The following is a 14356-nucleotide window of genomic DNA, read 5'->3' on the forward strand; positions in this document are numbered from 1 at the left end:
GCATCTACGCCGTCGGCTGCACCGGCGCTCGCATAGCTCTCTTCACCACTCAAATAACGATCAACAACAGTGCGCTTCAAACTCTCGCTGTGTTTGGACATGAAAACCCCCGAAGGTTGATGTCCAACTTTCGGGGGTCAGTTCACGGGGGCGGGTCCTTGGCGCAACTCAGCACCATGGACAAAAATGTAGCATAGCTGCACTCACCCCGTCAACCGTTTTCTGAGAAAAAATTCCTAAATCGGTTTCGCCCTCGCTGTGCCTCCGGAGCAAAAACGTGGCTCGCGCGTTTCAATCCAGCCACGGAGCAATCGTCATGAATGTCGCCAACCTGCAACTCGAAGGCCTGCTGATGGCCGTCGCCTCGATCAACCGCCTCCTGGTTCAAAAGGGGGTGCTGACGGCGGAGGAGATCGACCTGGCCTTGCGCAAGACCGAGGCCGGCGAAACCAACCAGGAGCGATCCGAAGGCATGTCCGCGTCCAGCCGTGACGCCGTCAACTTTCCGATCCGGCTGCTGGAACTCGCCAACCAGTGTCAGCCGGAGGCGGAGATGCCGTCTTTTTCGAAGCTGGCCCGCATGGTCGGCAAGATAAAGGAACCCTACAACGACCAGCTGTGAGAGGTTCCGGCGGGGCGGCGTGCGTCCGCGGTGGCCCGCTGCCCTCGCCTCAAGCCCTGCCCGGCCATCCCAAATTGAGCGAAAGCACCTTGCCCGGTCCATGCACGGCCGCAAACAGCAGTCCGGCCAGGAACGAGAAATGGTCGATGAAGAAGCCGAACTCGGCCTGGTTGCCGGCCCAGTGGCTGGGTCCGTGGAAGGCCAGGGCGAGGAACAGCACATAGGCGGCGGCGACCAGGGCTGCCTGCGAGAAGAAGGCGCCGGTCAGGAAGCACAGCACCAGCGCGGCTTCCAGGATCGCCGCGCACCAGGCCAGGAACAGCGGAAACGGAAAGCCGGCAGCGGCGATATAGCCGGCGGTGGCCTCCATGCCCATGAATTTGAAGGTCACGGCCATCAGGAAGACGCCGGCGAAGATCAGCCGGGCGATGAGAAGGGCCGCGGTCTGCCACGGCGATTGAATGATTTGCGACGACATGCTCGTTCTCCAGCTTTGCAGGTTGCTCGCTCCTAGGACGCGCGACGGGCGCCAGATCCGACACATCAGGCCAATTTTTCTCGAGAGGATCGCAGAGGGCTTCCGAAGCGTCACACCGTACGGCAAGAGCGATTTTCGGTTTGCCGGCTGACGGTATATTATTGCTCGCTCAAAGGGGGAATCGGACATGGCCAAGGCATTGACCATCGGCGCACCGCGGCATCCGGCGACGAGCACCGCCTACGAACAGGAATGCAGGGATGTGCTGGTTCCGCATCTCGACGCCCTGCTCCGCAAGGTCGAGGCCGCCGGCTGGGACCGCGGGCAGGCCGCCTCGGCGCTCATGTATCTCGCCGCGATGCGGCTGAAGCCGGCCTGACGACGGCCCGAACGGCTTCCGGCGCCGCCCGCGATTGAAACTTGTTGGTAATCACGAAAGTGCTATCGTTAGTCGGGGCTAATGCACCGGCGTGCCGGCGCAGCGATTTTGGGTGGGCTGAAATTTGCGTACAAGCGTCAGGTTTGGGGCGATATCTCATAGCGTGCGGTCGGCGCCGCTGGAGTGCAGCGGCTGCGGTGGCGCTGGCCAAGTCTTCGAATGCCCGCGCTGGACGAGTTCCAACGGCCATTGCTGCCCCGCCGGCACGCACCGGCGCGGCTGCCCCGGCCTCAGCGCGGCATGCTCCGAATGTGACGGCGACCAGGCTGGCGGCGCCGACCCCATGCGGCCATCGGCCTGATACAGGCCTATCGCAGCCCAGGCCGTGTCGTCTGGTGGAACCGGCGGCGCCAATCTGTGTTATGTCGTGTTGATCGCGGGCGCCGAAGGCTGCGCGTCCCGACAACAGAAAGCGAGGCCTGAGATGGCTGACGACAAGTCGAAGACGAAGCAGGACCGCAAGCAGGTCTCGAGTGAAGAGCCCTACGAGGTTGCCGCCTTTGCCCGCAAATACGGCATTCCGCCAAGCGAGGCACAGACCATCATCAAGCGCTACGGCCCATCGCGCAAGAAGCTCGACGCCCATATGGCGGCCCGCGGCTAGCGATGTCGCCCAAAAGTGGATCTCGGTTTTGGGAGAACGACATGCATGAAGCGGGTCGTCTGAACTCGTTCGGGCGTGGCGCGCTTTAGGCCCGAAACCATTTCGCCTGGACGGCGTTGAAGATGCTGCGGGCCGTGTCAACCGGGCCTGGTGGTACGGTGAACAGGATGTCTTTTTCCCGGTTTCTCATCCTGGCCAACGAAACGGCAGACGAGCATCTGTCCCACCCGGCCCGCAGCGCCACGCATTGAGGGAGGTTGTCATGTCCGACACCATACGCAGGACCGGCAGCTGCCTGTGCGGCGGCGTGCAGTTCCAGGTCAGCGGCCCGCCGTTGCGCGTCGGCCTGTGCCACTGCAAGGATTGCCGAAAGGCCGGCGGTTCGGTCTATTCGGCCTTTGCCATCTGGCCGCGCGAGGCCTTCGAGACCACCGGCCTCGTCAGCTCCTATGGCACGCGCAGCTTTTGCCCGACCTGCGGCGGCCGCGTCGCCTGGGTCGACGACAACGAGGCCGAGGTGGCAATCGGCAGCCTCGACATCGCGCCGACCGATCTCGTGCCCGAATATGAATTGTGGACCTCCAGGCGCGAGACCTGGCTGCACCCTCTGTCCGGCACCGAACAGTTCGAGCACGACCGCCCAGCGGCGCACAACGCCGAAGCGCCGACGCCGAGATCGCTGTCGGACATCGACGCTGAGATTTGATCTCCGGGGACGGGAACCCTGCCCTGCCGCCGACGTTACCGGATGCCTCTCACGCGTGTCGCCCAGCGACTTGCGGCAATCATGGAGACAACCGTTGAACGACAAGATGTTTCCCCGCCCGATCAGGCTAAAATTCGCGCCTGAGCGCGAGCGCATCATCCGCAGCGCCTGGGAAGGCCTGGAATGCCTCGGCGACTGGCCGGCTGGCCAAGGTCGGCGCTACCGGGCGGCGTTGCGCAGTTGCCGCGATGCGCTGGATGGCTGGACGCCGGCGGAAAAAGCGATGCGGGCGATGATCGACGCCGCGCGCGAAGCAAAACTCCTCCAGTAGTTGGAACAGGGGCCATGCCTGATCTCATTTTGCCCACACCGATGCGGATCAAGCCGCATGGGTCGGATACGATCCGCGACGTCGCCACGCTCAAGGATGCCAGCGAAATCCTGATCGACTGGCCGCAGGCCAAGCGCGGCCCGTTCTACCAGGCGGCGCGCGAGAAGGTCGAAGCCGCCCTGGAAACCAAGACAGGTGCTGCCGAGGCACAGGAAGCGTTCGCAGCGCTCTGCAGCCACTCCGGCGTTTTGGTGCGATAGCGGTTTCAATAAAAGGCAGGCGGGGCATCGTGCCTCGCCTGCTTCGTGCAAATCGGTCCTGATCACTCCGAATCATCGATCCGATTACTCCGGATAATCGATCCGATTACTCCGAATAATCGATCCGATTATTCCGCCGGAAGCTCGCCCTGTACGATCGGGTGAGAAGTTTCGAAGCCAAAACTCTTCGGCGCCAGCAGAATCAAGGCAATCACGATGGCTATCGACGCAAGCAACGTAGCAGTGGTCGCAATATCTCTCACGATAATCTCTCCAAATTTCAAGTCCTGAGAAAAACGCTCCCAACATAACGAGGTTCCATTAGCTTCTGCGATAATACCAACGAGCCGGCGTTTATTGTTTCGGCGGCTGGGGCGGCACTTCACCAGGCTTGATTACCGGCGTCTTGCCTTCGTCGGGAGCGGGCGCCGCCATGCCCTGATCGCCCGTCGGGGGTGGTTTCAGCACGCCGCCGCAGTCGTTGAGCTTGGCGGTCAAATTGCCGTTATCGGCCTGCTGTTCAGGCTGCTGTTTTGCCCCTTGCTCGGTCTGAGCCCTGCATTTGTCGGCCTGCGGCGCCTGGCTGTCGTTCTGCTGCTGGGCCGCGGCCGGCACTGCCAGCACCAGCATAAGGCCGAATGGCATGATGGCGAGAGTTCTCATCGCTGCCTCCTTCTTTCTTTCACGGGTCGCCCGCGGCGACCTTCCCTTCACAGGGACAACGCCTGTCGATGAAAAAGGTTGGCCGCCTCGCCGGGCGGCATTGCAACCAAACCCGTTTGCCGGCCGTTGCGCGTGCCGGAGGCGGTCATGTTCGACGGTTTTCAAAGCGCGGAAATCGACATTGGCGATGCCGGCATATACTGCCTGCGTGCCGGCAGCGGGCCGCCATTGCTGTTGCTGCACGGCTTTCCGCAGACGCATCTGATGTGGCGCGACATCGCCCCCGCTCTGGCCAGCCGGTTCAGCGTCGTCTGCGCCGACCTGCGCGGCTATGGCCGCAGTTCCTGTCCGGCGTCCACTCCGGACCACGCACCCTATGCCAAGCGTGCCATGGCCGCCGATATGAGGAGGCTGATGGAGAAGCTGGGTTTCAGCAGCTTCATGGTCGCCGGTCATGATCGCGGCGGGCGTGTCGCCTACCGCATGGCGCTCGATCATCGGGGCAGCATCGACAGGCTCGCCGTTCTCGACATCGTGCCGACCGCCGATGCCTGGGGCCGGGCCGACGCCAGGCTGGCGCTGGGCTATTGGCCATGGTCGCTGCTGGCGCAGCCCGAGCCGTTGCCGGAAAAGATCCTGTCCGGCGCCGCCGAGGCGATCGTCGACAATGCGCTCAAAGGCTGGGGCTCGCCGCCATCGGCGTTTCCAGCCGAAGTGCGTCAGGCCTATGTCGAGGCCTTGCGCGCGCCTGCCCACGCCCATGCCATCTGCGAGGAATATCGGGCGGCAGCCACGCTCGACCGCGAGCACGACCATGCCGACAAGGCAGCCGGCCGGCGCATCCGCTGCCCGCTGCTGGCGCTATGGAGCGGTCAGGGCGCATTGGCGGATTGGTATGCCGGCGAAGGCGGGCCGCTGGCGCTGTGGCGCGGCTGGGCCGACGATGTGCGTGGCCAGGCGATGCCGGGCGGGCACTTCTTTCCCGAGGAGAATCCGGCGCGCACGGCCGATCTGCTGGCCGGCTTCTTCGGTGAAACCAGTCACGGCATTTCCCGGCGATCGGAATTACCTTCGCCCTTCCTTTGATCGGGCCGAAGCCCCCTCCTTCTCCGCCTTTGCCTGACTGCCTTCATCACCGGCGGCAAGGCCGGGTCCGCGTTCGAACCGGCGCAGAAAGCCGGCAACGACCAGCACGATCAGCGTGCCGAACCCGGCCACTTGCCAAAGACCCAGCCCGCAGGCGACGCCGATCGCGCCCGCCAGCCACATGCCGGCGCCGGTCGTCAGTCCATGCACCTCGCCGCGCGAAAACATGATCGAGCCGGCGGCGAGGAAAGCGACGCCGGCGGTCACCGCCTCGACCACCCGGATCGGATCGACCTTGACCGATTCCCCCGCGAACATCGGCGCGTGCACGATCTCGACCGTCAGGATGCCGAAGGTGGCGGCGGCGACGCAGACGAGAATATGCGTGCGAAGTCCGGCCGGGCGGTTGCGCCATTCGCGTTCGAAACCGATGACCGCGCCATAGAGCGTCGCCAGCAACAGCCGCGCCGCGATGACCGGAAACGAGGTGTAGGTGGAATGGCCGAATTCCTCGACGAGTTGTTCCATGATGTCCCCTCCGAAAGCGTGACGCCACAACGCGGCCACCGGGTCACGGTTCCTGAATCCACCGCCAGGTGCGGCAAGGATGCGGCCGTTTTGGTGTTGACGGAACGACCTTCAAGGCTCAGGACGTTTCGGTTTCAGGCAGGTCGGCGCCGAGCTGCGGAACGATGATCGAATCCAGCGGCGCCGTCAGCGACCAGCTGAGATGGCCCGGGCTGCGATCCAGCACAGCCAAGCCGTTCAGCGATTGCGGCGCGACCCTTTGCAGGACGACGGTGCCGAAGCCCTTGCGCGTGGTTTCGTCTCGCCGCTCTCCCTCACGCACCGGCATCGTCTCGTCCCAGAGCAGATGGATTTCCCGCTTGTCCGAAACGCCTTCGACGATCCGCCAGGTGATCTCGAGCCGCCCGGCCTCGCTCGCCAGCGCGCCATATTTGGAAGAGTTGGTGCCGAGCTCATGAAATGCCATGCCGAGATTTTGCACGGCATTCGGCTGCAGGGTCAAAAGCGGTCCGGACAGCGATACCCGCGCCTCGTGGCCGAACGGCTTGAGCTGCTCCTGGGCGAGGTCGAAGAGGCTGGCGCCGGCCCATTCCGAGTTCACCAGCAGATCGTGCGACCGCGACAGCGCCATGATGCGGGAACGGATCAACTCCTCGAATTCACGCGGATCGGTCGAGCGTTTGCTGGTCTCCCGGATCATCGAGAGGATCACCGCGAACTGGTTCTTGACGCGATGGTTCACCTCGCGGAGCAAAAGCCTGATCCGGCGCTCGCTCTCCTTGCTGGCGGTGATGTCCCGGGCGATCTTCGAGGCGCCGATGATCTCGCCGGACGCGTTCCTGATCGGCGAAATGGTCAGCGACACGGCGATGAGGCCGCCGTCCTTGCGCCGGCGGATCGTCTCATAGCTGGCCAGCAGTTCGCCTTTGCGGACCCGGCTGATGATGTCGGTCTCTTCGTCCTTGAGATGATCGGGGATGAGCATGAGCACGGACCGGCCGACGGCCTCTTCGGCGGTGTAGCCGAACATGCGTTGCGCCGCCGCGTTCCAACTGGTGATGATGCTGTTCAGATCCTTGCTGACGATGGCATCGAAGGATGAATCGACAATCGCCGCCAGCCGCGCATCGGCGGTAATGGCGATCAAGGCATCAAAGCCCGCCAAATCTGTCACTGTCGACCCCTTCTCCCTCATGCGCGGATTGCGCGCATGGCCACCAATGCGCCGCGGTGGGTTTTGGTTGCAATCGCCTCCCAACATTCCTCCCAGGAACAGTCCAGGCAGTTCATGACTGGACCTTGCACTGGAACCTTGCGCGCTTGCGCGAGTTGCACCCGACACCCCCATGGATGGCTCAATAAGGAGGCACACGATGAGCGACGGCGATCTCGACCGGGTCTGGAAGCTGATGGACAGGATCGGTTTCTGTATGCTGGCCACCCGCGAAGGCGATGACATCCGCTCGCGACCCATGGCGGCGCATGTGGTGCGCGACGAAAACGCAATCTACTTCCTCACCGATGTCGACAGCCATAAGGACGACGAGATCGAAGCCGAGCCCAATGTCGGTCTCGCCTTCGCCGATTCAGGCGGCCAGAAATATGTTTCCGTCAGCGGTCTGGCGGCGGTTTCGAACGACCGCGCCAAGATCAGGGAGTTGTGGTCGACCCCGGCCAAGGCCTGGTGGGACAGTGCCGATGACCCTTCGATCCGCGTGCTTAAAGTGACGCCGAAAGATGCCCAGTATTGGGACAGTCCCGGCACCGTGGTCAGCTATGTGAAGATGCTGGCGGCAACGGTCAGCGACAGCCGCCCGGAAATCGGTAACACCGGCAAGGTCAGGATGTAGCCGGACGGCGTCGAGGACCTCAGGCAGATGTGCGAATGCCGGTGGGGCGCAGCGAATATCGCCGGTGCGGCACACCGGTGCCGATCAGTCCGGCTTGGGAGGGTCAGGGGCATTCGGTGCTGGATCGGCGTCGGCATCCCTTTGCGGACAGTCCTCATAGCTATGGCCGCGCCCGCCGCAGAAAGAACAGCACATGGCCTCGCGATCCCCGTTTCCGGGCCGCCATTGCGGGGTTTCGTAGGGCTTCCTGCCATCCATCCCCAGCAATGCACGACGGACCATTTGGTTGCGCCGCTACAGACGGCCACCCGGCGGTTGCGGAACCACCCGCCGGGATGCGAGTTTCGGCCAATACATCCATTCGAGGGAACAGCCATGCCGATGCGCCGAATTGCCTTGATGACGGCAGCGATCCTGCTGGCCGCGACCGGCCTCGCCGAAGCCAGGCCGGATACCCGCACGATGAGTTGCGACCAACTCCGGCGATTGCTCCAAAGTCACCATGCCGTGGTGCTGACCACCGGCCCCAACACCTATGACCGCTATGTCAGGCAGTTCGGCAACGAATGCGACTGGCCGGAGGTGCCGATGTCGGCCTATGTCCCGACCCGTGACGGCAGCTGCCCCGTCTACCGCTGCGAGGAACCTGTCACCAACTTTCCGGACTGATACCGCGCCTCCAGTCGGCTTTGCCGCCGCATTGCGTTGATCCCGGCGCGGGAACCGGCTAGGGGTGGGGGCAACTTGCATTTTCCCGCTTCGTCTAATGGTAGGACAGCGCCCTTTGAAGGCGTGAATCGTGGTTCGAGCCCATGAGCGGGAACCAGCAAGCAACCAGCGTTCGGCTGGTTCGAAGCTGCGTGCAGGACTGGCCAGCCGGCTTCAGCGTATTAGCGCGCGCTTGTATTTCGCTCGAAGCAGGATCATCATCCTGGCCGACAGTGGATCGAAGGGGTGGAGCGACATGGAACTGAGTTGCTTTGACGGGGGCGTCCTTGCATCGGCGATGTCCCTGAACATCACGGCGGTTTTCATGATATTGGCCGCATTTGCCGCATTTCGGCTGGTTGCAATGTCGGGTGCTGTCGACCAACTCCAGACGGCGTAGCCCGCAGAGAACCTCCCGTGCAGGAGAACGGCATATGGCCGCGAGAAAGGTGATAGCCGTCAAGGACTGGTCTTGCGGCATGAGCGACGAGCTTGGCCGCATCGTCCTGACCATCAACCCGACCGAGGGTGAGCCCATCCTGGTTTTGATGACAATTTTCCAGGCGGCAAGGATGGCCGGTGAATTGCGGGCCCCGAAACTCGTCTCCATACCTCGGTGAGGCGGCGCCCCCGGGCAAAGCGATCAAGCTCGCCGGGGCAGCCCCAACGCCCTCCCCGGCGAGCCCTGTTGCTCCGTTACGATGAACAATGGAGCAATTACTGCGTTACGGATCCGGGCGCCGTTAAGTTGCATCTGGCCTCCTGAAACCATTTCGCGGACCCCGCGTTGACCACCGGGCCGACACAGGAGACATCTCATGACCGTCAACTGCCGCATATCGATCGACAACCGGCCGGAGGCCACGGACGCCGTTTTCCAGGCGGTTCCCCGGATCGGAGAAAGCGTTGCGCTGTCGATCGACGGAACCACGCAGGATCTGCGGGTATCGCGCGTCGTGCACGTCACCAATGGCAGCCTGGAAGGTGCCGCGATCGTCGTCGAAGTGACGACAAACATCCTCTGAATCGAGAGTTATCGTCCGCTACGCTGGCCGGCGCCGCGCGGCGACCGCCGACCGTTGCGGGGACCAGGGCGCGCGGTGAACCGCTCTACTCCTTGCCGCCGTCGGAAATGCCATTGCCGTCGGCGGTTGGCAGGATGCCGAAGTCTTGCGACTTCGCCCCTTGCTCCGCCGTCAGGAAGCCATCCGCGGCAAGACCGCGCCGCAGCAATTCCCTGACGGCGGCCGAACGGCTCGGCATGCGCTTGTCGAAGCGCCAGTTTTCCAGCGCCGCCAGTTCGTCTGACGTCAGCATGATCTGCAACCGTTCCGGGCGTTCCAGTTCAGTCATCGCGCTTCCCTCGCTCTGGACCATGAATACGTCGAATGAGTATTCAACTCATTTACCTCATAGTTAGGAAACCGCTCCTAGTGCGTCAAGACCTCGCGATGGGTGAACCGCTTCTCGTGCTCATGATGAGCCTGATGGGTATTCAGCGTAAGGCGCACACTTCCATAACTATGCTAACCGATTGATTTATTTGGATATTATTTAATTCGTGACTTGCCAAGGCGAAGTCTCTGGCGCATTGTGCGATCTGAACAGAAAACCGTTCCCTTCGGGAGGTTTCGATGCGGTATAATTACTCGGCGCGACTGCGCGATGACGTCCGTTCAGCGGTCCAGATCGCCTTCAGGAAGACCGGCATCGTCAGCATCACGGCGGTGGCGGAGCATGTAAGGGTCAGGAACCTGGCCGAAAACGTCGCCCTCGAGGACGTCGAATACCTTGTCTTCCAGGCAGCCCAGTTGATTGGCGCCGCAATTGAATTCGACGGGCTCACCAATTTCGACGGCGTAGCTGGTCTGTTCGTGGATGGGCTCGGTGGCGACGGTGGCGAGCACGTGATCGCCCAACTCGACAGGCCTGGTCCGGCCACCCTGCAGTAGGGCAGTTCCGGCTGAACGCGCATTTGTCCCGTGCCAGTCAGGGGGCCTCCTCAAAAGGCCGCCCTGCTGTTTCTGTACCCTGGTGATGATGAGAGCTGTTCCGTCAGGCGGAGCCGGCGATTTGTGAGGCGAAGTCCCGATAGGGACGCAGCGGGCGGCCCAGAAGCGCGGTCAGGCGCTCGACGTCGCCGGCCTCGGGCAGCATGCCGTCGGTCAGGAACCGCTCGCCCATCAAGCGCATGTCGTACGCCATCCAGGCAGGCAGGAACTGCTTGAGATTCTGCTCGAAACCTTCGGTGTCGTCGCCGCCGTAGCTGATCGGGCGGGCGAGCACGTCGGACCAGATGGCCGCGATATCCCTCCCGGTCAGTGTCTGCGGACCGACGAGATTGATCCGCTCCAGCGCAAGCGGCTCTGCGGATCGTTCCCGACGCAGCAGCTCGAGAGCGGCGATCTCGGCGATATCACGCACGTCGATCATGGCGAGCCCCTTGGTGCCGATCGGCATTGTGTAGGTGCCGTAGCCGGTGATGACGTCTTCGATCATCAGGTCGTTCTGGATGAAGTAGGCCGGGCGCAGGATCGTAGCCTGGAAGCCCATCTGCTCGATCATTCGCTCGACGCCGAATTTGCCGGCGAAATGCGGCACGTTCACATAGACGTCCGCATGGATCACCGAGAGATAGACGATCCGCTCGATGCCCGCCGATCGGGCGACGTTCAGCGCGACCAAAGCCTGGGTGAATTCGTCCGGCACCACGGCGTTCAAGAGGAACAGGGTGGAAACACCGGACATGGCTTTGCGCAGTGAATCGACATCGAGAAAGCCGCCTTGCGCGACCGATACGCCCGCCGGGAAGCTGGCTTTCGACGGATCGCGGACGAGAGCACGGACATCGGCGCTGCGCTTGACGAGGTGCTCGACGACTTGGCGGCCAACATTGCCTGTGGCGCCGGTAACGAGGATGGTCATGGAATTTCTCCTGTTGGGTTGCTTGACAGGCCCAATATGTGTGGCTCACAAACAGTCAAACAGGCCGAAATTTTAGACGTACCGTCTCACTGGTGGAACACTCATGGATCTTCTGGCCCTGACCGATTTCAACCTCGTTGCCCGCCATGGCGGTTTCGGCAAAGCGGCAAGGGCCACCGGCCGGCCCAAGGCAACGCTGTCCCGGCGGGTTGGAGACTTGGAGAGCAGCCTTGACCTGCGCCTGTTTGAACGGGGTGCGCGCAACCTGAAGCTCACCGAGGAAGGGCGAGCACTCTTCGAGCGGACGGGGACCTTGCTCGCCGAGCTGGACGAGACGGCCGCCGAGATCGCCTCGGGCGGCCAAAGACCCAAGGGCAGACTGCGGATCAGCGCACCTCTGCATTTTTCTCAAACCGCGATGGGAAGGATCGCCGCGGGATTTACCCTCAAGCATCCCGAGGTGAGGCTTGAGGTCACGACGGAGGACAGGGCTGTCGACATGATCGAGGAAGGTTACGACCTGGTGATCCGGGTCAATCCGAAACCCGACGAAAGCCTGGTCGGACGGGCGTTTCTCCGCGACCGCCTGGTCGTTGTGGCGAGCCCGGACCTTCCTCGTACGACCGGTGGGCAGGCCGCTCCTGGCGTTGCACGCGGCACAGGCGAACGCCAGACATGGCACGTGAAGGACCATGGTGGCCACTCGACGATTGCGGTCGAGCCTGTCCTTGCTCTGTCGACGCTGATCATGGTGCGGGATGCGGTGCGGGCCGGCGTCGGTGTTGGACGTCTCCCAATTTCCCTGGTGAGCCACGATTTGGCTGACGGCACCCTGGTGAATTGGGGGGACATCGATGGCCCGGAGATCGCTCTTTGGACGCTCTACCCCTCCCGGCGGCTGCTCAGCGCGCGCGTGTCGGCGTTCCTGGATTTTCTGAAACAGGCCTTCCCGAATGGGACGCCGGACGAACTGGCCGCCTATATCGGCAGGTGATGCCCGGCCGCTTTCGCCGGCAAGGACCTTTATTATTTTTCGCGGAATGATTTCCGGCGGAACAAGTTGGGGTGACGAAAATTACCTTGTCACCTTACAAGAGGAGGACGTCGTGAAAGGCTTGCGCAGTCTCCTTGCCGAACTGTCAGCCAGCTGGCTCAAGCGCCGCAAGGCGCAGGCGCCCACTGTCGTGAACACAGTCAAATCCCGCCCCGCCCATCAGGCGCCGCGGCAACGTGCCGCCCACAAACCCAAAACACCGTCCACCCGCGACGTCTCCTCGAACATGTGAGCCGCGCGGACAAGATGGGTCGCCCAATGCCATTGGGAGGTATCGGCAACTTTCACACCGGATTGATTGGCATCGACGAAACCTTTGAGCGGCCATAGGCGTTTATCGCTTCAGCCCTATCGAGGTAGTTCCAATGCAAACGGCATGGTTCTCGAAGCCTGTGGCGGTTTCGGTCGGCGTCACCGGTTCCATCCACCATCTGTCCAACACACAGCAGGCCATTGATTTGCTCACCACACATTGGCGTGACGCAGGCAGCCCGAAGCATCAGTCCGCGCTGCGCGCCTGCCGGCGGGCAACGAGCGGCGATGTCGCCCCCGACGTCGCCAGGGCGGCGCTCGTCGAGGCCGCGCGTGAAGCCCACATCCTGATCGAATAGAGTGTCGATTGAATCGGCCAACGTCGATGCGGCTGCTATAGTCGCGCATCCCCTCCTTGGAGACCCCACCATGACCCTGAACACACGCAAGCTCGGCAGCCAGGGGCTGCAGGTCTCGGCCATCGGCCTCGGCTGCATGGGCATGAGCCAGTCCTACGGCCCGGCCGACGAGGCCGAATCCATCGCCACGCTGCACCGTGCCATCGAACTCGGCTGCACCTTCCTCGACACCGCCGAGGTCTATGGCCCTTACGACAACGAAGCCCTGCTTGGCCGGGCGCTGAAGGGCAAGCGCGACCAGGTGACGATCGCCACCAAATTCGGCTTTCGCATCGAAAACGGCAAGCAGGTCGGAACCGACAGCCGGGCCGAACACATTCGAGAGGTCGTGGAAGCCTCGCTCGGCCGCCTCGGAACCGACCATATCGACCTCCTCTACCAGCACCGCGTCGATCCGGCGGTGCCGATGGAGGATGTCGCGGGCGCCGTCGGCGAACTCGTCGCGCAAGGCAAGGTGCGCTTCTTCGGCCTGTCGGAGGCGGGTGCGGCCAACATCCGCCGGGCGCATGCCGTGCATCCGGTGTCGGCCGTGCAGAGCGAGTATTCGCTGTGGGAGCGCAATCTGGAGCCGGAGATCATCCCGCTGCTTGGCGAACTCGGCATCGGCCTGGTGCCGTTCTCGCCGCTCGGCCGAGGTTTCCTCACCGGCCAGGTCAAGCGCGCGGAAGACTATCCCGACGGCGATTATCGCCGCAACGACCCGCGCTACCAGGGCGAAAACTACGACGCCAATGTCGAGGCGGCCGCCAAGGTGAGCGACATCGCCGCTGCCCGCGGCGTCAAGCCCGGCCAGGTCGCGCTGGCCTGGCTGCTGGCGAAGGGCGACGGCTTTGGCATCGACATCGTGCCGATCCCCGGCACCAAGCGCACAAAATACCTGGAAGAGAACGTCGCCGCCGGCGCCATCAAACTCGATGCCGCCGAGATGGCCGCGCTCGACGCAGCGCTTGCGCCGGGAAAAGTCTCCGGCCCGCGCTACACCGAGCGGGGCATGGCGATGGTCGATCGGTAGGGGTGCCTGCTCCATCGTCCGCGACAGTCTCGCCAAGGTCGTTCCGAATAGACAAAGCTACCGAAAGCCCAGATGCTTCCGATAGCAATGGGTTTCCACGGTGAACCTGCCGGCGGCATCGTCCGGCAGCCAAAGTGCGTCTTCGAAGGTGCGGCTCAAGCGCCACCCTTCGCGGGCATAAAATCTCTGCGCGCGGAGATTTCCCGCCGTGCAGAAAAGCTCGGCCTCCGCCACGCCTTGTTCGGACAAGAGATGCTCGGCGCGTGACAGCAGATCGCGGGCGGTCCCGCTTCCCCGTGCTTGCGGGCTTACATAGAGTTTCACCAGCTCCGCTCCGTTGATGGAGACGAAGCCAAGCAGTTCATCGGCTGCCGCCACATGGAATGCATCGGCGGATTGCTCCAGCCACAGCGAAAATG

The 14356-nt window shown here is 63.1% G+C and carries 25 protein-coding genes and 1 tRNA gene; 17 read left to right on the top strand and 9 right to left on the bottom strand.

Annotated elements, in window-relative coordinates:
* The first annotated feature begins 316 nt into the window (after positions 1 to 316).
* The gene (locus EOA13_RS31580) at positions 317 to 622 is read left to right on the top strand and encodes a hypothetical protein (protein WP_023813813.1); all 306 of its coding nucleotides are present in this window, start codon (positions 317 to 319) and stop codon (positions 620 to 622) included.
* A gap of 49 nt (positions 623 to 671) precedes the next feature.
* Here the strand turns inward: EOA13_RS31580 and EOA13_RS31585 are convergent, their stop codons facing one another.
* Positions 672 to 1100, bottom strand: a complete 429-nt coding sequence (locus EOA13_RS31585) for a DoxX family protein (protein WP_127297312.1) — start codon at positions 1098 to 1100, stop codon at positions 672 to 674.
* Positions 1101 to 1287: 187 nt separating this feature from the next.
* On the opposite strand from EOA13_RS31585, the gene EOA13_RS31590 reads away from it, so the two are divergent.
* The 5 genes from EOA13_RS31590 (at position 1288) to EOA13_RS31610 (ending at position 3440) form a co-directional block, all read left to right on the top strand.
* Positions 1288 to 1479, top strand: coding sequence for a hypothetical protein (locus tag EOA13_RS31590; protein WP_127297313.1), 192 nt, complete (start codon positions 1288 to 1290; stop codon positions 1477 to 1479).
* A gap of 484 nt (positions 1480 to 1963) precedes the next feature.
* Positions 1964 to 2143: a DUF3606 domain-containing protein gene (locus EOA13_RS31595; RefSeq protein ID WP_023813816.1), complete on the top strand. Its 180-nt coding sequence runs from the start codon at positions 1964 to 1966 to the stop codon at positions 2141 to 2143.
* A gap of 262 nt (positions 2144 to 2405) precedes the next feature.
* Positions 2406 to 2849, top strand: a complete 444-nt coding sequence (locus EOA13_RS31600; RefSeq protein ID WP_127297314.1) for a GFA family protein — start codon at positions 2406 to 2408, stop codon at positions 2847 to 2849.
* 94 nt (positions 2850 to 2943) lie between these two features.
* Positions 2944 to 3180 carry a DUF982 domain-containing protein gene (locus EOA13_RS31605; RefSeq protein WP_023813818.1) on the top strand — a complete coding sequence of 79 codons (237 nt, stop codon included), beginning with the start codon at positions 2944 to 2946 and terminating at the stop codon, positions 3178 to 3180.
* A gap of 14 nt (positions 3181 to 3194) precedes the next feature.
* Positions 3195 to 3440, top strand: coding sequence for a DUF982 domain-containing protein (locus EOA13_RS31610; protein ID WP_127297315.1), 246 nt, complete (start codon positions 3195 to 3197; stop codon positions 3438 to 3440).
* A gap of 128 nt (positions 3441 to 3568) precedes the next feature.
* Here the strand turns inward: EOA13_RS31610 and EOA13_RS39450 are convergent, their stop codons facing one another.
* On the bottom strand, positions 3569 to 3703 hold the full coding sequence (locus EOA13_RS39450; RefSeq protein ID WP_281035303.1) for a hypothetical protein: 135 nt from the start codon (positions 3701 to 3703) through the stop codon (positions 3569 to 3571).
* A gap of 91 nt (positions 3704 to 3794) precedes the next feature.
* Complete coding sequence (locus EOA13_RS31615; RefSeq protein WP_127297316.1) at positions 3795 to 4103, bottom strand: hypothetical protein; 309 nt, start codon at positions 4101 to 4103, stop codon at positions 3795 to 3797.
* Positions 4104 to 4250: 147 nt separating this feature from the next.
* Between EOA13_RS31615 and EOA13_RS31620 the strand changes: the two genes are divergently transcribed.
* On the top strand, positions 4251 to 5189 hold the full coding sequence (locus tag EOA13_RS31620; RefSeq protein WP_127297317.1) for an alpha/beta hydrolase: 939 nt from the start codon (positions 4251 to 4253) through the stop codon (positions 5187 to 5189).
* Here the strand turns inward: EOA13_RS31620 and EOA13_RS31625 are convergent.
* Both EOA13_RS31625 and EOA13_RS31630 read right to left on the bottom strand, forming a co-directional pair.
* Positions 5169 to 5717 carry an MgtC/SapB family protein gene (locus EOA13_RS31625; protein WP_127297318.1) on the bottom strand — a complete coding sequence of 183 codons (549 nt, stop codon included), beginning with the start codon at positions 5715 to 5717 and terminating at the stop codon, positions 5169 to 5171. The genes EOA13_RS31620 and EOA13_RS31625 overlap by 21 nt on opposite strands.
* A 118-nt stretch (positions 5718 to 5835) precedes the next feature.
* Positions 5836 to 6891, bottom strand: a complete 1056-nt coding sequence (locus EOA13_RS31630; RefSeq protein ID WP_127297319.1) for a PAS domain S-box protein — start codon at positions 6889 to 6891, stop codon at positions 5836 to 5838.
* A gap of 199 nt (positions 6892 to 7090) precedes the next feature.
* Here EOA13_RS31630 and EOA13_RS31635 point away from each other — a divergent pair, with 199 nt between their 5' ends.
* The 3 genes from EOA13_RS31635 (at position 7091) to EOA13_RS31645 (ending at position 8393) form a co-directional block, all read left to right on the top strand.
* Complete coding sequence (locus EOA13_RS31635) at positions 7091 to 7567, top strand: pyridoxamine 5'-phosphate oxidase family protein (RefSeq protein WP_023813825.1); 477 nt, start codon at positions 7091 to 7093, stop codon at positions 7565 to 7567.
* Between the two features lie 375 nt (positions 7568 to 7942).
* Entirely contained in the window at positions 7943 to 8236 is a 294-nt protein-coding gene (locus EOA13_RS31640) for a hypothetical protein (RefSeq protein WP_127297320.1), read from the top strand.
* A gap of 83 nt (positions 8237 to 8319) precedes the next feature.
* A tRNA-Gln gene (locus EOA13_RS31645) sits at positions 8320 to 8393 on the top strand.
* Positions 8394 to 8449: 56 nt separating this feature from the next.
* Here the strand turns inward: EOA13_RS31645 and EOA13_RS38100 are convergent.
* Complete coding sequence (locus EOA13_RS38100) at positions 8450 to 8602, bottom strand: hypothetical protein (protein WP_164780461.1); 153 nt, start codon at positions 8600 to 8602, stop codon at positions 8450 to 8452.
* Positions 8603 to 8709: 107 nt separating this feature from the next.
* Here EOA13_RS38100 and EOA13_RS31655 point away from each other — a divergent pair, with 107 nt between their 5' ends.
* Positions 8710 to 8895 (top strand): hypothetical protein, encoded by a 186-nt coding sequence (locus EOA13_RS31655; RefSeq protein ID WP_127297322.1) that lies wholly within the window; start codon positions 8710 to 8712, stop codon positions 8893 to 8895.
* Between the two features lie 198 nt (positions 8896 to 9093).
* On the top strand, positions 9094 to 9300 hold the full coding sequence (locus EOA13_RS31660) for a hypothetical protein (protein WP_013530768.1): 207 nt from the start codon (positions 9094 to 9096) through the stop codon (positions 9298 to 9300).
* An 85-nt stretch (positions 9301 to 9385) separates the two neighbouring features.
* Here the strand turns inward: EOA13_RS31660 and EOA13_RS31665 are convergent, their stop codons facing one another.
* A complete protein-coding gene (locus EOA13_RS31665; protein WP_023813828.1) occupies positions 9386 to 9628 on the bottom strand; it encodes a hypothetical protein in 243 nt (80 codons plus the stop codon).
* Between the two features lie 281 nt (positions 9629 to 9909).
* Between EOA13_RS31665 and EOA13_RS31670 the strand changes: the two genes are divergently transcribed.
* A complete protein-coding gene (locus tag EOA13_RS31670; protein WP_023813830.1) occupies positions 9910 to 10227 on the top strand; it encodes a hypothetical protein in 318 nt (105 codons plus the stop codon).
* Between the two features lie 103 nt (positions 10228 to 10330).
* Here EOA13_RS31670 and EOA13_RS31675 read toward each other — a convergent pair whose 3' ends face one another.
* The gene (locus tag EOA13_RS31675; protein ID WP_127297323.1) at positions 10331 to 11200 is read right to left on the bottom strand and encodes an NmrA/HSCARG family protein; all 870 of its coding nucleotides are present in this window, start codon (positions 11198 to 11200) and stop codon (positions 10331 to 10333) included.
* Between the two features lie 103 nt (positions 11201 to 11303).
* Here EOA13_RS31675 and EOA13_RS31680 point away from each other — a divergent pair, with 103 nt between their 5' ends.
* The 4 genes from EOA13_RS31680 to EOA13_RS31695 all read left to right on the top strand — a co-directional run bounded on the left by EOA13_RS31680 (position 11304) and on the right by EOA13_RS31695 (position 13937).
* Positions 11304 to 12194: a LysR family transcriptional regulator gene (locus EOA13_RS31680; RefSeq protein ID WP_127297324.1), complete on the top strand. Its 891-nt coding sequence runs from the start codon at positions 11304 to 11306 to the stop codon at positions 12192 to 12194.
* A 112-nt stretch (positions 12195 to 12306) separates the two neighbouring features.
* Positions 12307 to 12486 (top strand): hypothetical protein, encoded by a 180-nt coding sequence (locus EOA13_RS38105; RefSeq protein ID WP_164780463.1) that lies wholly within the window; start codon positions 12307 to 12309, stop codon positions 12484 to 12486.
* Between the two features lie 133 nt (positions 12487 to 12619).
* Complete coding sequence (locus EOA13_RS31690) at positions 12620 to 12865, top strand: DUF982 domain-containing protein (protein ID WP_023813833.1); 246 nt, start codon at positions 12620 to 12622, stop codon at positions 12863 to 12865.
* A 70-nt stretch (positions 12866 to 12935) separates the two neighbouring features.
* Positions 12936 to 13937 (top strand): aldo/keto reductase, encoded by a 1002-nt coding sequence (locus EOA13_RS31695; protein ID WP_127297325.1) that lies wholly within the window; start codon positions 12936 to 12938, stop codon positions 13935 to 13937.
* A 57-nt stretch (positions 13938 to 13994) separates the two neighbouring features.
* Here EOA13_RS31695 and EOA13_RS31700 read toward each other — a convergent pair whose 3' ends face one another.
* Positions 13995 to 14315: a GNAT family N-acetyltransferase gene (locus EOA13_RS31700; RefSeq protein ID WP_245490539.1), complete on the bottom strand. Its 321-nt coding sequence runs from the start codon at positions 14313 to 14315 to the stop codon at positions 13995 to 13997.
* Positions 14316 to 14356 lie beyond the last annotated feature (41 nt).

This window comes from Mesorhizobium sp. M7A.F.Ca.US.011.01.1.1, assembly GCF_003998295.1.
Lineage (GTDB): Bacteria > Pseudomonadota > Alphaproteobacteria > Rhizobiales > Rhizobiaceae > Mesorhizobium.

What these genes read in the sequence shown, in the direction of transcription:
- EOA13_RS31655 (WP_127297322.1), top strand. Translation starts at nt 8,710, where the DNA reads ATGGCCGCGAGAAAGGTGATAGCCGTCAAGGACTGGTCTTGCGGCATG.
- EOA13_RS31680 (WP_127297324.1), top strand. Translation starts at nt 11,304, where the DNA reads ATGGATCTTCTGGCCCTGACCGATTTCAACCTCGTTGCCCGCCATGGC.
- EOA13_RS31600 (WP_127297314.1), top strand. Translation starts at nt 2,406, where the DNA reads ATGTCCGACACCATACGCAGGACCGGCAGCTGCCTGTGCGGCGGCGTG.
- EOA13_RS31695 (WP_127297325.1), top strand. Translation starts at nt 12,936, where the DNA reads ATGACCCTGAACACACGCAAGCTCGGCAGCCAGGGGCTGCAGGTCTCG.
- EOA13_RS31590 (WP_127297313.1), top strand. Translation starts at nt 1,288, where the DNA reads ATGGCCAAGGCATTGACCATCGGCGCACCGCGGCATCCGGCGACGAGC.
- EOA13_RS31675 (WP_127297323.1), bottom strand. Translation starts at nt 11,200, where the DNA reads ATGACCATCCTCGTTACCGGCGCCACAGGCAATGTTGGCCGCCAAGTC.
- EOA13_RS31635 (WP_023813825.1), top strand. Translation starts at nt 7,091, where the DNA reads ATGAGCGACGGCGATCTCGACCGGGTCTGGAAGCTGATGGACAGGATC.
- EOA13_RS31690 (WP_023813833.1), top strand. Translation starts at nt 12,620, where the DNA reads ATGCAAACGGCATGGTTCTCGAAGCCTGTGGCGGTTTCGGTCGGCGTC.
- EOA13_RS31615 (WP_127297316.1), bottom strand. Translation starts at nt 4,103, where the DNA reads ATGAGAACTCTCGCCATCATGCCATTCGGCCTTATGCTGGTGCTGGCA.
- EOA13_RS31580 (WP_023813813.1), top strand. Translation starts at nt 317, where the DNA reads ATGAATGTCGCCAACCTGCAACTCGAAGGCCTGCTGATGGCCGTCGCC.
- EOA13_RS31660 (WP_013530768.1), top strand. Translation starts at nt 9,094, where the DNA reads ATGACCGTCAACTGCCGCATATCGATCGACAACCGGCCGGAGGCCACG.
- EOA13_RS31585 (WP_127297312.1), bottom strand. Translation starts at nt 1,100, where the DNA reads ATGTCGTCGCAAATCATTCAATCGCCGTGGCAGACCGCGGCCCTTCTC.
- EOA13_RS31620 (WP_127297317.1), top strand. Translation starts at nt 4,251, where the DNA reads ATGTTCGACGGTTTTCAAAGCGCGGAAATCGACATTGGCGATGCCGGC.
- EOA13_RS31670 (WP_023813830.1), top strand. Translation starts at nt 9,910, where the DNA reads ATGCGGTATAATTACTCGGCGCGACTGCGCGATGACGTCCGTTCAGCG.
- EOA13_RS31610 (WP_127297315.1), top strand. Translation starts at nt 3,195, where the DNA reads ATGCCTGATCTCATTTTGCCCACACCGATGCGGATCAAGCCGCATGGG.
- EOA13_RS38100 (WP_164780461.1), bottom strand. Translation starts at nt 8,602, where the DNA reads ATGAAAACCGCCGTGATGTTCAGGGACATCGCCGATGCAAGGACGCCC.
- EOA13_RS31665 (WP_023813828.1), bottom strand. Translation starts at nt 9,628, where the DNA reads ATGACTGAACTGGAACGCCCGGAACGGTTGCAGATCATGCTGACGTCA.
- EOA13_RS31595 (WP_023813816.1), top strand. Translation starts at nt 1,964, where the DNA reads ATGGCTGACGACAAGTCGAAGACGAAGCAGGACCGCAAGCAGGTCTCG.
- EOA13_RS31625 (WP_127297318.1), bottom strand. Translation starts at nt 5,717, where the DNA reads ATGGAACAACTCGTCGAGGAATTCGGCCATTCCACCTACACCTCGTTT.
- EOA13_RS31640 (WP_127297320.1), top strand. Translation starts at nt 7,943, where the DNA reads ATGCCGATGCGCCGAATTGCCTTGATGACGGCAGCGATCCTGCTGGCC.